This window comes from Streptomyces sp. BYX5S (assembly GCF_054724165.1).
The window spans coordinates 63,982-78,311 of the sequence record NZ_CM138829.1; the positions used below are offsets into that span (position 1 = coordinate 63,982).

Consider the following 14,330-nt stretch of genomic DNA (forward strand, 5'->3'; position numbering starts at 1 on the left):
CGGGGCGTCAGTGCTGCTTCTCCGCCTGCATGCGGGCCACGTACGCCGCCGCCTGGGAGCGGCGCTCCATGCCGAGCTTCGACAGCAGGCTGGACACGTAGTTCTTGATCGTCTTCTCGGCGAGGTGGAGCCGCTCGCCGATGGCCCGGTTCGTCATCCCCTCGCCGATCAGGTCGAGGATCCTGCGCTCCTGGTCGGTGAGGCCGGAGAGCTTGTCGTCCTCCTTGCGGCCGCCGTCCCGCAGCCGCTCCAGCACGCGGGCCGTGGCGACCGGGTCGAGCAGCGACTTCCCGGCCGCGACGTCCCGTACGGCGGTGAGCAGCTCATTGCCGCGGATCGCCTTCAGGACGTAGCCGGAGGCGCCGGCCATGATGGCGTCGAAGAGGGCCTCGTCGTCCGCGAACGACGTCAGCATCAGGCACTGGATCGACTCGTCCTGGGAGCGGATCTCCCGGCACACCTCGACGCCGCTGCCGTCCGGCAGCCGTACGTCGAGGACCGCCACGTCGGGCCGGGTCGCGGGGATGCGCACCAGCGCGTCGGCGGCGGTGCCGGCCTCGCCGACCACCTCGATGTCGTCCTCGACCGACAGCAGCTCGTGGACGCCGCGGCGGACCACCTCGTGGTCGTCGAGCAGAAATACGTGGATTTTTCCGTCTTCGCGCACGGATTCAGTCTCACACACGAACCCTTCCCGCGCGCTGGGTGACCGGGATAACGTGCCGGTGTTCCGGCCCCCTGCCAGGCTGAGATCCAGTACGTGTCGCACAGCTGTGACCTGCGGCGCTTCGTCTTTCGTGCGAATACTAGGAAATCCAACCAACGAACTACTTGGAAATCCAAGCAAAATCGCAGGTCAGATGGGGTTTCGCAGATGTGTGACCCACTGGGTAACGTGCTGGGTGAAGGGTGCTTGCCGGAGCACTTGTCACGCCTGTTGCCGGCGCCTCGCACCCACCCCGTGCGTGGACGGATCAGGCGAGCCGAGCCGACTGGCCATCCGGCAATCCCGGGGCCGGACCGACGGAGGAGCACACGTGACCGTAGACAGTGCCGACAGCACTGCCGCTGCGCAGAAGGCGAACCCGCCGCGCAAGCGGGCCGCTGCGAAGAAGTCTGCGAAGAAATCCCCCGGCAAGACCACGGCCGCCGCCGCCAAGGCGCCCCAGAGCGACCTGGTGCAGCTGCTGACCCCAGAGGGCAAGCGGGTCAAGAACCCCGAGTACGACCGGTACGTCGCCGGCATCACCGACGACGAGCTGCGCGGCCTGTACCGCGACATGGTCCTCACGCGCCGCTTCGACGCCGAGGCCACCGCCCTGCAACGCCAGGGCGAGCTGGGCCTGTGGGCCTCGCTGCTCGGCCAGGAGGCGGCCCAGATCGGCTCCGGGCGGGCCACCCGCGAGGACGACTACGTCTTCCCGACCTACCGTGAGCACGGCGTGGCCTGGTGCCGCGGCGTCGACCCGACGAACCTGCTCGGCATGTTCCGCGGCGTCAACCACGGCGGCTGGGACCCCACAGCCAACAACTTCCACCTCTACACGATCGTCATCGGCTCGCAGACCCTGCACGCCACCGGCTACGCCATGGGCGTCGCCAAGGACGGCGCGGACAGCTCGGTGATCGCCTACTTCGGCGACGGCGCCTCCAGCCAGGGCGACGTCCTGGAGGCCTTCAACTTCGGCGCCGTCTACAACGCCCCCGTCGTGTTCTTCTGCCAGAACAACCAGTGGGCGATCTCCGAGCCCACCGAGCGCCAGATGCGCGTGCCGCTCTACCAGCGCGCGCAGGGCTTCGGCTTCCCCGGCGTGCGCGTGGACGGCAACGACGTGCTGGCCTGCCTCGCCGTGACCCGCTGGGCCCTGGACCGGGCCCGGCAGGGCGAGGGCCCCGCCCTGATCGAGGCGTTCACGTACCGCATGGGCGCGCACACCACCTCCGACGACCCGTCGAAGTACCGGTCCGACGACGAGCGCGTCGCCTGGGAGGCCAAGGACCCGATCCTGCGCCTGCGCACGTACCTGGAGTCCCAGACGGACACGGACGAGGGATTCTTCGCGGAACTCGACGCCGAGAGCGAGGCGTTGGGCAAGCGAGTACGCGATGTCGTACGGGCCATGCCGGACCCGGACCTCATGGCGATCTTCGAGAACGTGTACGCGGACGGGCACGCGCTCGTCGACGAGGAGCGCGCGCAATTCGCCGCCTACCAGGCGTCGTTCACTGACGGGGAAGGGGCCTGACGGTCATGGCGGTACAGAAACTCCCGATCGCGAAGGCGATCAACGAATCGCTGCGCACCGCGCTCGACAACGACCCGAAGGTCCTCGTCATGGGCGAGGACGTCGGCAAGCTCGGCGGCGTCTTCCGCGTCACCGACGGGCTCCAGAAGGACTTCGGCGAGGACCGGGTCATCGACACCCCGCTCGCCGAGTCCGGCATCGTCGGCACGGCCATCGGCCTCGCGTTGCGCGGCTACCGGCCCGTCGTGGAGATCCAGTTCGACGGCTTCGTCTTCCCCGCGTACGACCAGATCGTCACGCAGCTCGCGAAGATGCACGCCCGCGCGCTCGGCAAGGTCAAGACGCCCGTCGTCGTCCGGATCCCGTACGGCGGCGGCATCGGCGCGGTCGAGCACCACAGCGAGTCGCCCGAGGCGCTGTTCGCGCACGTGTCGGGGCTCAAGGTCGTCTCGCCGTCGAACGCGAGCGACGCGTACTGGATGCTCCAGCAGGCCATCCAGAGCGACGACCCGGTGATCTTCTTCGAGCCGAAGCGGCGCTACTGGGACAAGGGCGAGGTCGACACCGAGGCCGTCCCCGGCGACCTGCACAAGGCGACCGTGGCGCGCGAGGGCAGCGACCTCACCCTCGTCGCCTACGGGCCGATGGTGAAGGTCTGCCTGGAGGCCGCCGCGGCCGCCGCGGAGGAGGGCAAGTCCCTGGAGGTCCTCGACCTGCGCTCCATCTCGCCGATGGACTTCGACGCCGTGCAGAAGTCGGTGGAGAAGACGCGCCGCCTCGTCGTCGTGCACGAGGCCCCCGTCTTCCTCGGCTCCGGCGCGGAGCTGGCCGCCCGGATCACCGAGCGGTGCTTCTACCACCTGGAGGCGCCCGTGCTGCGGGTCGGCGGGTACCACGCGCCGTATCCGCCGGCGCGCCTGGAGGAGGAGTACCTGCCGGGGCTCGACCGGGTGCTCGATGCCGTCGACCGTTCGCTGGCGTACTGAGAGGGGGCTGCATCATGGCTCGTGAGTTCAAGATGCCCGACGTGGGCGAAGGCCTGACCGAGGCCGAGATCCTCAAGTGGTACGTGCAGCCCGGCGACACCGTCGAGGACGGGCAGGTCGTGTGCGAGGTCGAGACCGCGAAGGCGGCCGTCGAGCTGCCGATCCCGTACGACGGGGTGGTCAAGGAGCTGCTCTTCCCCGAGGGGACGACGGTGGATGTCGGCCAGGTGATCATCGCGGTGGACGTGGCCGGGGAGGAGCCCGCGCCCACGCCCGCGCCCGCGGCCGAGCCCGAGCCGGAGGCGGCCGAGGCGCCGTCCGGGCGTCAGCCGGTGCTCGTGGGGTACGGCGTCGCCGAGTCCTCCACGAAGCGGCGGGCCCGCAAGGGAGCCGAGTCCGACCCGCTGACCGCCACCAACGGCACGGCCACGCTGACCCGGCCGCTCGCCAAGCCGCCCGTGCGCAAGCTCGCCAAGGACCTCGGTGTCGACCTCGCCACCGTGATCCCCTCCGGTTCCGACGGGATCATCACCCGTGAGGACGTGCACGCCGCCGTCGCGCCCGCGCCCGAGGCGCCCGAGGCGCCCGCGCCCGTGGCCGCGCCGGAGACCGCCGCTCCCGCCCCGGCGTCGTACGACACCGTGCGCGAGACCCGGATCCCGATCAAGGGTGTGCGCAAGGCGACCGCGCAGGCGATGGTGGCGTCGAAGTTCACGGCTCCGCACGTCACGGAGTTCGTGACGATCGACGTCACGCGCACGATGAAGCTCGTCGAGGAGCTCAAGGGCGACAAGGACATGGCGGGGCTGCGGGTCAACCCGCTGCTCCTCATCGCCAAGGCGCTGCTCGTCGCGATCAAGCGCAACCCCGAGGTCAACGCCGCGTGGGACGAGGCGAACCAGGAGATCGTCCAGAAGCACTACGTGAACCTCGGCATCGCCGCGGCCACGCCGCGCGGTCTGATCGTGCCGAACATCAAGGACGCGCACGCCAAGACCCTGCCCGAACTGGCGTCCGCCCTGGGGGAGTTGGTGGCCACGGCGCGTGAGGGCAGGACCTCTCCGGCCGCGATGCAGGGCGGGACCGTCACGATCACCAACGTGGGGGTCTTCGGGGTCGACACCGGTACGCCGATCCTGAACCCGGGGGAGTCGGCGATCCTCGCCGTCGGGGCGATCAAGCTGCAGCCGTGGGTGCACAAGGGGAAGGTGAAGCCGCGGCAGGTCATGACCCTCGCGCTCTCCTTCGATCACCGGTTGGTGGACGGGGAGCTGGGGTCCAAGGTGCTGGCCGATGTGGCGGCGGTTCTGGAGCGGCCCAAGCGGCTCATCACCTGGGCGTGAGTGTCTGAAGCCCCTCCGGCGACGGGGTTGCGGCCTCGGGGCGCTGCCCCGGACCCCGCTCCTCAATCGCCGGAGGGGCTTCAACGGCCCCCGGAGGGGCTTCAATCGCTACTTCTTGAAGCCGTAGTCCATCAGCTTCTTGGCGTCCGACGTCCGTGCGTTGACGGACGTCGACTTCAGGACCGTGCCGATCACGGTCTTGCCGCTGCGGGTCGCCGCGAAGACCAGGCAGTAGCCCGCCTGCGGGCCGGAGCCGGTCTTGACGCCGATGGTGCCGGAGTAGGAGCCGAGCAGGTTGTTCGTGTTCGACCACGACATGTACCGGTAGCCGCCGGACTTCGTCGTGACCTTCTGCTTCGTCGACTTCGTCTTCACGATCGACCGGAACGTCGAGCTCTTCATCGCCGACGACGCGATCTTCGTGAGGTCCCGCGGCGTCGAGTAGTTGGAGCCGTGGCCGATGCCGTCGAACGAGTCGAAGTGCGTGTTGCGCAGGCCCATGCTCGTCGCGGCCTTGTTCATCTTGCCGATGAAGGACTTCACGCGCGCCGCACGGGTCGAGCCCGAGCCGAACTTGTCCGCGAGCGCGTACGCCGCGTCGCAGCCCGACGGCAGCATCAGCCCGTACAGGAGCTGGCGGACGGTGACCTTGTCGCCGACGATCAGGCGGGCCGACGACGCCGTGTTCTTGACGATGTAGTCGCTGTACGCCTTCTGGATCGTGACCTTGGAGTCCAGGTTCAGATTGCTCTGGGCCAGCACCACCTTCGCGGTCATGATCTTGGTGGTGGAACCGGTGGATCTGCGGGTGTCCGCGCCCTTCGTGTACAGGCTCGAACCGGTCCCGTTGTTCATCACGTAACCGCCCGCCGCGGCGATGCTCGGCTTGGCCGGTGCGGTGGCGGCCTGAGCGGTGGTGGTCAGGGCCCCGCCGGCGAGCACGGTGCTCGCGACGAGGACTGCTGTGCCCGCTATGCGAATTTTCAAGTGGAGAGCTCCAAATGTCCCTGAAATGCGGCCTCTTGGGGATGGGGCCGCGCACTGTGAGACACGTGAGGAGCACGAGTGGTTGCGTGCGGGGAGCGTCCCGAATCCTGGACGCCCCTCGGCTTGCGTACGTGATGTATCTATGATGTGCGCATGCCTGCGACCGTCACTGAAAAGGCCGCCATCGAGAAGCGTCCACCCGCCGCCGAGCGCGTCTACGACCACGTGAAACGAGGCGTTCTCGAACGCAGCTACGAAGGCGGCACGCTCCTCACCGAGGGCGAGCTCGCCGAGGCCGTCGGGGTGTCCCGCACACCCGTACGGGAGGCGCTGCTCAAGCTGGAGGTCGAGGGGCTGCTCAAGCTCTACCCGAAGAAGGGCGCGCTCGTCCTGCCGGTCTCCGCGCAGGAGATCGAGGACGTCGTGGAGACCCGGCTGCTCGTCGAGGAGCACGCGGTGCGCAAGGCCTTCCCGGCCCGGCCGCGGCTCGTCGCGCGCCTGGAGGAACTGCTGGAGGAGCAGCGGGCGCAGGCCGCCGCCGGGCAGTTCACCGAGGCCGCCACCACCGACCGCTGCTTCCACGCGGAGATCGTCCGCAGCGGGGGCAACGAGATCCTCTCCCGCCTCTACGACCAGCTGCGCGACCGGCAGCTGAGGATGGGCGTCGCCGTGATGCGCTCGCACCCCGACCGCATCGCGAAGACGCTCGCCGAGCACGCCGAGATCCTCGACGCGCTGCGCGCCGGGGACGAGGAGGCCGCCGTCGCCGTCGTGCGCCGGCACGTCAGCTGGGTGCGGAGCCTGGCGCGGGGTGACGAACGATGAGCGCTGCCGCCTCCCCGTCCTCCCCCTCGCTGTCCCTGCCCGGCGATCCGCCCGGCGGGCGGCGGGCCGTCGCCGTCTGGTCCATCGGCGTCGCCGTCTACTTCGTCGCCGTCATCTTCCGCACGTCGCTGGGCGTCGCGGGCCTCGACGCCGTCGAGCGCTTCCACATCAACGCCTCGGCCCTGTCGACGTTCTCGATCCTCCAGCTGCTCGTGTACGCGGGCATGCAGATACCCGTCGGCCTGATGGTCGACCGGCTCGGCACCAAGAAGGTCCTGACGCTCGGCGTGGTGCTGTTCACCGTCGGGCAGATCGGCTTCGCGTTCTCGTCCTCGTACGGGATGGCGCTGGTCTCGCGGGCCCTGCTGGGCTGCGGTGACGCCATGACGTTCATCAGCGTGCTGCGGCTCGGCACGCGGTGGTTCCCGGCGCGGCGCGGGCCGCTGGTGGCGCAGCTCGCGGGGCTCGTCGGCATGGCCGGCAACCTCGTCTCCACGCTCGTCATCGCGCGGCTGCTGCACGGGATCGGGTGGACGGCCGCGTTCGCGGGCAGCGCGCTCGCCGGTGTCGTGGTGCTCGTGCTGATGCTGCTGTTCCTCAAGGACCACCCCGAGGGCCACGAGCCCCCGCCCGCGCAGGCCACGCACAAGGGCGCCGCCTACGTGCGCGGACAGATCGCGGCGACGTGGCGGGAGGCCGGGACGCGGCTCGGGCTGTGGGTGCACTTCTCCACGCAGTTCCCGGCGATGGTGTTCCTGCTGCTGTGGGGGCTGCCGTTCCTGGTGGAGGCGCAGGGGCTCTCGCGGGGCACGGCCGGTGAGCTGCTGACGCTCGTCGTCCTGTCCAACATGGTCGTGGGGCTCGTGTACGGGCAGATCGTGGCGCGGCACCACTCGGCGCGCCTGCCGCTGGCGCTCGGCACCGTGGGAGCGACCGCGGTGATGTGGGCGATGCCGGTGGTGTGGCCGGGGCGGGCGCCGATGTGGCTGCTGGTGCTGATGTGCGTGGTGCTCGGGGCGTGCGGTCCCGCGTCGATGATCGGGTTCGACTTCGCGCGGCCGGCGAATCCGCCGGAGCGGCAGGGGACGGCGTCCGGGATCGTCAACATGGGCGGCTTCATCGCCTCCATGACGACGCTGCTCGCGGTCGGCGTGCTCCTCGACGCGACCGGTGAGAACTACCGCGTGGCGTTCTCCGCGGTGTTCGTCCTCGAAGCGCTCGGGGTGAGCCAGATCCTGCGGCTGCGCAAGCGGGCGGCCCGCGCCGAGCGGGAGCGGCTGGTGGCGTCGCGGGTGGCGTCGGTGCACGTCCCCGTGTGACCTCGCGCGGGGGCGTCCCGGTCGGGGCGGCGGCCGGCCGTCCCGGTCGCGAGGCCCCCGTGGCGTGGCGTCAGGGCGTCACGCGCAGGGCCGTGAGGATCGCGGAGGCCAGCTCCGCGTCGCCCTCCGTCTTGATCCGGTCCGCCACCGACTCCGGCGTGACGCGACCGCAGGAGAGCCGGACGTACGACTCCCAGTCCAGGGTGATCGTCGCGGCCGGGCCGAGCGAGGGGGAACCGTCTATGGTCCCCTTGCCGTCCCCGTCGACCCGGACCGTCCGCAGGAACTCGACGGGCCCGTGGACGTCGAACACGACCGCCGAGTTCGCCGGTGCCTCCGCGTCCTTCGCGACGACCTTCGGCAGGACGGACAGCAGCAGGTCACGGGTGACGTACGCGCCCGGGGAGTCGAGGTTGCCGGGCCTGCCGAGGGCCCAGCGCAGGTCCTGCTCGTGCACCCAGATGTCGAACGCCCGCCGCCGCATGGCGAATTCGAGCGTCTCCTCGATGCCGCGCGGCCCGCGCACGATGGCCGACGGCTCCCGCGAGTCGTTCCGCAGGTGCCGCGAGCGCCGGATGATCGTGTACTCCAGTTCGGACACCATTTCGGGTGCCGTGTGGTGCCGGCGGATGTCGACCTGAACCTCTTGGTAGCGCTGCGACTCGGTCTGTACGTGGTAGAGGTCGCGCGGCAGCGTGTGGATCGGCCGCGGGTCGCCGAGCATCTCGCAGTCGGCGCCGATCACGTGCGAGACGATGTCCCGCACCGACCAGCCGGGGCACGGTGTGGCCCGGTTCCACTCCCCCTCGGCGAGCGGTGTGACCAGCTCGGATATCGCTTCCACGGAGTGGGTCCAGGCATCGGCGTAGGTCTGAAGGCTGGGGTGGAGACTCACGGAAGGGGACCCCTCGAGCGGTTGTACACGGGCGTTTAGATGAGCGACGAGCGCGGGCGGCGGGTGTCTTGAGAGGCTAAGTTACGCTGCCCGTAGGCACCCCGGCAGTGCTTTGGTGTGACGAACGCAGGGCTGTTGTTGACGTAGAGCCGACGGCTCGAATGCCAGGACGGTGGTAGTGTGCGCGCCTCGCTCATCCAGATCGCGGTAAATGACGACAAGACGGCCGAATCGGTCAACGAGCGTCGTGAGCGCGTGAGTTCGCTGGTGCGGGACGAGGCGGGGGCCGCGGATCTCGTCGTGCTGCCCGAGCTGTGGACGACCGGGGCGTTCGCCTACGAGTCGTTCGCACAGGAGGCCGAGCCGCTGGACGGGCCCACCTTCGAGGCGATGTCCAAGGCGGCGCGGGACGCCGGAGTCTGGCTGCACGCCGGGTCGATCCCCGAGCGGGACCCCGAGGGGCCGCTGTACAACACCTCGCTCGTCCTCTCCCCCGACGGTGAACTCGCCGCCGCCTACCGGAAGATCCACCGGTTCGGCTTCGACAAGGGCGAGGCCGTGCTGATGAGCGCGGGCGCGGAACTGGTGACCGTGCGGCTGCCGGAGACCGTGGTGGGGGTGTCCACCTGCTACGACCTGCGGTTCCCCGAGCTGTACCGGGGGTTGGTCGACCGGGGGGCGCAGACGCTCGTGGTGTCGGCGGGGTGGCCGGAGCGGCGGCGTGCGCACTGGTCGCTGCTGGCGAGGGCGCGGGCCGTCGAGAACCAGGCGTACGTGCTGGCGTGCGGGAGCGCCGGGGCGCATGCGGGGGTGCCGCAGGCGGGGTGCAGCGTCGTGGTCGATCCGTGGGGTGAGGTGCTCGCGGAGGCGGGGGCCGGGGAGGAGGTGTTGCGGGTGGAGTTCGATCCGGCGAGCGTCGGGGTCACGCGTGACCGGTTCCCCGCGCTGAAGGACCGTGTCCTCGGCCTGGAGGCGCCGCGTACCCGGGGCTGAGCCCCGCCCCCGCCACGTCGTCGCTGCCTACGCCACGGGGCTCCGCCCCGGACCCCGCTCCTCAATCGCCGGAGGGGCTCTATGTGGCCGGGGCCAGTCCTCAGCCCCCGTTCCTCAAAGGCTCTATGTGCCCCGGGGTCAGTCGACCACCCCCCGTTCCTTTTCCGCGAGGTGGATGACGCAGACCGCGACCGCGATGATGAGCGCGGGGTCGGCGTCGTCGCGGACGACGTTCACGCCGTAGGTGTCCCGGACGCGCAGCCACCTCCGCGAGATCTCGGCGAGCAGCTCACCCTCGTACTCGACGGCGAACTCCCGGTCGAGGATCTTCCCGCTGACGTCGAGTTCCGTACTGCCGTCCGCGAGCTGCACGCGGTAGTGGTTGCGCAGCAGTGACAGCCGCTTGCGCTTGACCCGGGCCAGCTCCTCGTCGCCGCGCTCGATCACCATCGTGTCGCGCAGCGCGAAGACCTTCTTGTGGATGTCGATGAGGACCTGCCCGTCGGGCCCCTTGAGCTCGAAGGTGTCCCGCAGCCGCATCGCCTTGCCGTCGACGAGGAACGCCTTGCGGCCCTGCTCGTCCTCGATCCAGTAGTCCTCGCCGATCCCGAGGATCCGCTCTCTCACTTCGTAGCGCATACGTCGAGAGTGCCCCCGACCGGCGCCGTGGACCCCCACCCCGGCACTTCTTCGGGCCGGATGGAGGAACGGGCTTCGTGAATATGTCTCAGAACGTCTACAGAGCACACGAGTTCGATGCCGGGTGCAACCACCGGTGGGGCCCCAGGGTCGTAAGAGGTGGACGTGACCTTACGACCGAAGGAACCACATGTTGCGCGCACGACCCCACAGTGTCCGCCGGATCCGTGTCGGCATGGCGGCCGCGGCTCTCGTCGCGGGCGGGCTCACCGCCGTGTCCCTGGCTCCCGCACAGGCGGCCACCGCGGCAGGAAAGGCCGCTCCCGCGGACGACTTCAACGGCGACGGCTACGCCGACCTCGTCACCGCGGCGCCCGGCGGCACCGTCTCCAGCCAGGCCGGCGCCGGCTACGTCGCCGTCACCTACGGCTCGGCGAACGGGCTGAACGCCGCGAACAAGAAGGTGATCTCCCGCTCCACCACCGGCATCCCCGGCTCGGCCACCGCCAAGGAAGCGTTCGGCCAGTGGCTCACCAAGGGCGACCTGGACGGCGACGGCTACGCCGACCTCGTCATCGGCTCCAAGAGCAAGGACGCGGGCGGCGTCATCGTCTGGGGCTCCGCCTCGGGCCTGACCGGCGGCACCAAGATAGCCACCTACGGAAGGTCGCCGCAGATCGGCGACTTCGACGGCGACGGCAAGGCCGACCTGGCGCTCCTCGGCGACATGGGCAGCTACGGCGACGACCCCGAGCACCAGCCCGCCGCCCTGTGGAAGGGCCCGGTCTCCCGCGCCGGCGCCCCCGCCCAGAAGCTGAACTTCATGGACAAGTCCGAGTGGTGGGGCTACGGCCAGGACGACGCGACCTGCGTCGACGACCCCTCCGGCTGCGTCGACGGACCCGACTCGACCACCGGCCCGGTCATCTTCAAGGCCGTCGGCGACCTCAACGGCGACGGCCGCGACGACCTCGCGCTGCGTGCCTACAACGGTGACGGCCAGTGGTACAACACCGTGCTCTACGGCAGCGCTTCGGGCTTCAAGCGCGGTTGGGCACCGGCGACCCAGGGGGAACTGGCCGCGGGTGACATCAACGGCGACGGCATCGACGACCTGGTCGTCGGCTCCGACCCCCAGGACTCCGACATCGGCGACACGATGCAGAAGGTCACCGTCGCGTACGGCTCCGCGAACGGCCTCGACAACGATGCCACGCAGACCTTCGACCAGAGCCTGCCCGGCTTCTACGGCGCCCAGGAGGACGGGGACCACCTCGGTTCCTGCGTCTCCGTGGCCGACGTCGACGGCGACGGCAAGGCCGAGGTCGCCCTCGGCATCCCCGGCGAGGACTTCAGCGGCCTCACCGACGCCGGCTCCGTCGCCCTGCTGCACGGCACCGCGGACGGCGTGACCGGCACTGGCTCCCAGGTGTTCAACCAGAACACCGCGGACGTGCCCGGCGTCGCCGAGTCGGGCGACCTGTTCGGCTCCGGCTGCCAGCTGCTCGACACCAACGGTGACGGCCACCGCGACCTCGCCGTCTCCGCCACGGGCGAGAACGAGTCGTCCGGCGCCGTCTGGTCGTTCCCCGGCACCGCCACCGGTGTCACGGCGACCGGCTCGGTCGCGGTGAACCCGAAGGACCTCGGCGCCCCGGACACCAAGGCCCTCTTCGGCAACCCGCTGCGGTAGTCACGTGCCGCGGTAGCCACCCGCTGCCGGGCCCCGGAGGTCACGACGACTCCGGGGCCCATCGCAGCAGCCGCGCGACCGGCCGCTCGCGCGCGACGACGTACCCCACCGCGATCCCCACGGACACCACCGTGAACAGCACGATCAGCCACGACAGCAGGCTGAACACCAGCCCGAACGGGCCGAATTGCGCCAGCGAGCGGTCCAGCACGCGCGGCATGTACAGATGCGAGGCCCACGACAGCGTGACCACGCCCGCCCCGGTGAGCAGCGCCCCCGGCAGCAGCGGCAGCCACGCCACCCGGCTCCCCAGCAGCAGGTGCTGCGTCCACCACCACAGCAGCACGCTCGACACGTACGTCAGCGCGAGCCCGAGCCACGCGCCCGCCCCGAACCCGTCGCGCAGCAGGCCCTGCGCGAGGATCGCCGTCAGCCACACCCCCAGCCACGCCAGCCACCGCCACGCCACGAGCCGCAGCCCCGCCGCCGGCAGCCGCCACGACCGCTCGCACAGCCGCTGCAACGCCCGGCTGCACGCGGTCGCCGACAACAGCGTGACCAGCACTCCGACCACCCCCGAGGTCTCCCGGGTGCCGGAGCCGTCCGCCTCGTAGACCTGCCGCAGCTGCGCCAGCGAGTCGTCGCTCAGCCCGATCGCGGTCCGCGAGGAGTCCAGCAGCTGCTCGCGCACGGCCGACGGCGCGAAGGCGGCGACCACGAACAGCACCGGGATCGCCGTCAGGAACGCCTGCGCCGCCAGCCGCGTCGCGGAGTCGAGCAGACTCACGGCCACGATCTGCTGGGAGACGCGGGTGACGAAGGGGAACCGTTCCCGGGCGGTCCCGACCCGGTCGGTGGCCCACTGGACGGTCCGGCCGATGCGCCCGCTGCTTACGCTCATAGCTGTTCAGCGTCGGCCACGATCCGCCCCGGCACGCGCCCGCCACACCGGGATCACCCGGCGGCGGCGGTCCCGAACCTCTTCCGGTACGCCGACGGGCTCAGCCCCGTCGCCCGCTTCAGGTGCGCGCGCAGACTGGCGGCGCCGCCGAGCCCGCTCCTGGCCGCCACGACGTCGAACCGCTCCTCGCCGCGCTCGATGATCCGGCAGGCCAGCGCCACCCGCTCACCCAGCAGCCAGGCCAGCGGCGTCGTACCCAGCTCGGCGCGGAACCGGCGGTGCAGGGTGGCCGGGCTGACGGCGGCGCGGGCGGCGAGCGCAGCCACGGTGAGCGGTTCGTCGAGCCGCTCCTGCGCCCACGTGAGCACCGGCGCGAGCGAGCTGTCCGGCACCGCGGGCAGCGGCCGCTCGATGAACTGCCGCTGCCCGCCGTCCCGGTGCGCCGCGAAGACCAGTCGCCGCGACACGGAGGCGGCGACCTCCGCGCCGTGATCGCGCCGCACGAGGTACAGACCCAGGTCCAGCGCGGCGGCGCTTCCGGCGGCCGTCAGCACGTCACCCTCGTCGACGAACAGCACGTCCGGCTCCAGCAGCACCTTCGGATGCAGCGCCCGGAACTCGTCCGCCCACCGCCAGTGCGTCGTGGCCCGCCGCCCGTCGAGCAGCCCCGCCTCGGCGAGCGCGAAGGCCCCCGTGCAGAAACTCGCGATCCGCGCCCCGCGCGCGTGGGCCCGCCGAACGGCTTCGAGCACCGCCTCGGAACGCGGCACGACATTGTCCGGCCGCCCCGGCACGACGAGGGTGTCGGCGCTGTCCACGGCCTCCAGCCCGGCCGTCCCCGTCATCGTGAAGAACCCGTGGTTCATCCGGTTCCCGGGCTCCGGCGTGCACAACGCCAGCGTGTACAGCGGGTCCCGGTCGCCCAGCTCGGGCCGCGGCAGCCCGAACACCTCGGTGGCGACACCGACCTCGAACGGATTGATGCCCTCGTCGACGAGGACGACGACGTGATGCGGACGGTGCGGGCGGTGCGGGCGGTGCGAGGATCCTGGCGCCATATGCGATTCCTAGCACTCGCGGCGCCCCCGGCGCCACGCGCAGCATGAGGCCATGGAACCCGTGAACCTGGCCCAGGCCCTGACCACCTTCGACGCGCTCTGGAGCCCCCGCATCGTCACGACCCTCAACGACTACGACGTCCGCCTCGCCAAGGCCGAGGGCGAGCACGTGTGGCACGTCCACGAGGACACCGACGAGTTCTTCCTCGTCGTCGAGGGCGAACTCACGATCGCGCTCCGCGAGAACGGCACCGAACGCGACGTGGTCCTCCACCGCGGCTCCGTCTTCACGGTCCCCCGCGGCACCTGGCACAAGCCCCACGCCACCCCCGGCACGGCCCTCCTCCTCCTGGAACCCACCGGCACCCCCACCACGGGCGACGCCCACGACCCCGTCCCGGACCACGTGGACGCGACGACGGGGCATGCGTGGCACGCTTGAACC

The 14,330-nt window shown here is 70.9% G+C and carries 14 protein-coding genes; 8 read left to right on the top strand and 6 right to left on the bottom strand.

The features are described from left to right. Window positions 1-7: 7 nt before the first annotated feature. On the bottom strand, window positions 8-667 hold the full coding sequence (locus tag ACYBSK_RS00310; protein ID WP_457474767.1) for a response regulator: 660 nt from the start codon (window positions 665-667) through the stop codon (window positions 8-10). Window positions 668-1,037: 370 nt separating this feature from the next. Here ACYBSK_RS00310 and pdhA point away from each other — a divergent pair, with 370 nt between their 5' ends. The 3 genes from pdhA to ACYBSK_RS00325 are packed head-to-tail and all read left to right on the top strand — an operon-like array spanning window position 1,038 to window position 4,575. Further along, window positions 1,038-2,246 carry a pyruvate dehydrogenase (acetyl-transferring) E1 component subunit alpha gene (pdhA, locus tag ACYBSK_RS00315; RefSeq protein ID WP_460244775.1) on the top strand — a complete coding sequence of 403 codons (1,209 nt, stop codon included), beginning with the start codon at window positions 1,038-1,040 and terminating at the stop codon, window positions 2,244-2,246. A gap of 5 nt (window positions 2,247-2,251) precedes the next feature. Further along, entirely contained in the window at window positions 2,252-3,232 is a 981-nt protein-coding gene (locus tag ACYBSK_RS00320) for an alpha-ketoacid dehydrogenase subunit beta (protein ID WP_457474768.1), read from the top strand. A 14-nt stretch (window positions 3,233-3,246) separates the two neighbouring features. Then, window positions 3,247-4,575, top strand: coding sequence for a dihydrolipoamide acetyltransferase family protein (locus ACYBSK_RS00325; protein ID WP_460244776.1), 1,329 nt, complete (start codon window positions 3,247-3,249; stop codon window positions 4,573-4,575). A 108-nt stretch (window positions 4,576-4,683) separates the two neighbouring features. On the opposite strand, the gene ACYBSK_RS00330 is transcribed toward ACYBSK_RS00325, so the two are convergent. Beyond that, entirely contained in the window at window positions 4,684-5,562 is an 879-nt protein-coding gene (locus ACYBSK_RS00330) for a D-alanyl-D-alanine carboxypeptidase family protein (RefSeq protein ID WP_457474770.1), read from the bottom strand. 153 nt (window positions 5,563-5,715) lie between these two features. Here ACYBSK_RS00330 and ACYBSK_RS00335 point away from each other — a divergent pair, with 153 nt between their 5' ends. Both ACYBSK_RS00335 and ACYBSK_RS00340 read left to right on the top strand, forming a co-directional pair. Continuing rightward, window positions 5,716-6,387: a GntR family transcriptional regulator gene (locus tag ACYBSK_RS00335; RefSeq protein ID WP_460244777.1), complete on the top strand. Its 672-nt coding sequence runs from the start codon at window positions 5,716-5,718 to the stop codon at window positions 6,385-6,387. After that, a complete protein-coding gene (locus ACYBSK_RS00340; RefSeq protein ID WP_460244778.1) occupies window positions 6,384-7,706 on the top strand; it encodes an MFS transporter in 1,323 nt (440 codons plus the stop codon). The genes ACYBSK_RS00335 and ACYBSK_RS00340 overlap by 4 nt, the downstream gene beginning before the upstream one ends. Window positions 7,707-7,776: 70 nt before the next feature. On the opposite strand, the gene ACYBSK_RS00345 is transcribed toward ACYBSK_RS00340, so the two are convergent. Then, on the bottom strand, window positions 7,777-8,601 hold the full coding sequence (locus ACYBSK_RS00345; RefSeq protein WP_460244779.1) for a maleylpyruvate isomerase family mycothiol-dependent enzyme: 825 nt from the start codon (window positions 8,599-8,601) through the stop codon (window positions 7,777-7,779). Window positions 8,602-8,781: 180 nt separating this feature from the next. Here ACYBSK_RS00345 and ACYBSK_RS00350 point away from each other — a divergent pair, with 180 nt between their 5' ends. Beyond that, window positions 8,782-9,594 (top strand): carbon-nitrogen family hydrolase, encoded by an 813-nt coding sequence (locus tag ACYBSK_RS00350; protein WP_460244780.1) that lies wholly within the window; start codon window positions 8,782-8,784, stop codon window positions 9,592-9,594. A gap of 138 nt (window positions 9,595-9,732) precedes the next feature. Here ACYBSK_RS00350 and ACYBSK_RS00355 read toward each other — a convergent pair whose 3' ends face one another. Beyond that, a complete protein-coding gene (locus ACYBSK_RS00355; protein WP_457474775.1) occupies window positions 9,733-10,233 on the bottom strand; it encodes an LURP-one-related/scramblase family protein in 501 nt (166 codons plus the stop codon). Window positions 10,234-10,423: 190 nt separating this feature from the next. Between ACYBSK_RS00355 and ACYBSK_RS00360 the strand changes: the two genes are divergently transcribed. Further along, on the top strand, window positions 10,424-11,926 hold the full coding sequence (locus tag ACYBSK_RS00360; RefSeq protein WP_460244781.1) for an FG-GAP-like repeat-containing protein: 1,503 nt from the start codon (window positions 10,424-10,426) through the stop codon (window positions 11,924-11,926). A gap of 40 nt (window positions 11,927-11,966) precedes the next feature. On the opposite strand, the gene ACYBSK_RS00365 is transcribed toward ACYBSK_RS00360, so the two are convergent. Both ACYBSK_RS00365 and ACYBSK_RS00370 read right to left on the bottom strand, forming a co-directional pair. Beyond that, window positions 11,967-12,827 (bottom strand): YhjD/YihY/BrkB family envelope integrity protein, encoded by an 861-nt coding sequence (locus ACYBSK_RS00365; RefSeq protein ID WP_460244782.1) that lies wholly within the window; start codon window positions 12,825-12,827, stop codon window positions 11,967-11,969. Window positions 12,828-12,880: 53 nt separating this feature from the next. Then, entirely contained in the window at window positions 12,881-13,885 is a 1,005-nt protein-coding gene (locus ACYBSK_RS00370; RefSeq protein ID WP_460244783.1) for a helix-turn-helix domain-containing protein, read from the bottom strand. A gap of 52 nt (window positions 13,886-13,937) precedes the next feature. On the opposite strand from ACYBSK_RS00370, the gene ACYBSK_RS00375 reads away from it, so the two are divergent. Continuing rightward, a complete protein-coding gene (locus ACYBSK_RS00375; protein WP_460244784.1) occupies window positions 13,938-14,327 on the top strand; it encodes a cupin domain-containing protein in 390 nt (129 codons plus the stop codon). The last annotated feature ends 3 nt before the right edge of the window (window positions 14,328-14,330 follow it).

Bases quoted from the DNA above. Each gene is read 5' to 3' on its own strand.
- ACYBSK_RS00335 (WP_460244777.1), top strand. From the start codon at position 5,716: ATGCCTGCGACCGTCACTGAAAAGGCCGCCATCGAGAAGCGTCCACCC.
- ACYBSK_RS00360 (WP_460244781.1), top strand. From the start codon at position 10,424: ATGTTGCGCGCACGACCCCACAGTGTCCGCCGGATCCGTGTCGGCATG.
- ACYBSK_RS00325 (WP_460244776.1), top strand. From the start codon at position 3,247: ATGGCTCGTGAGTTCAAGATGCCCGACGTGGGCGAAGGCCTGACCGAG.
- ACYBSK_RS00375 (WP_460244784.1), top strand. From the start codon at position 13,938: ATGGAACCCGTGAACCTGGCCCAGGCCCTGACCACCTTCGACGCGCTC.
- ACYBSK_RS00370 (WP_460244783.1), bottom strand. From the start codon at position 13,885: ATGGCGCCAGGATCCTCGCACCGCCCGCACCGCCCGCACCGTCCGCAT.
- ACYBSK_RS00355 (WP_457474775.1), bottom strand. From the start codon at position 10,233: ATGCGCTACGAAGTGAGAGAGCGGATCCTCGGGATCGGCGAGGACTAC.
- ACYBSK_RS00365 (WP_460244782.1), bottom strand. From the start codon at position 12,827: ATGAGCGTAAGCAGCGGGCGCATCGGCCGGACCGTCCAGTGGGCCACC.
- ACYBSK_RS00320 (WP_457474768.1), top strand. From the start codon at position 2,252: ATGGCGGTACAGAAACTCCCGATCGCGAAGGCGATCAACGAATCGCTG.
- ACYBSK_RS00340 (WP_460244778.1), top strand. From the start codon at position 6,384: ATGAGCGCTGCCGCCTCCCCGTCCTCCCCCTCGCTGTCCCTGCCCGGC.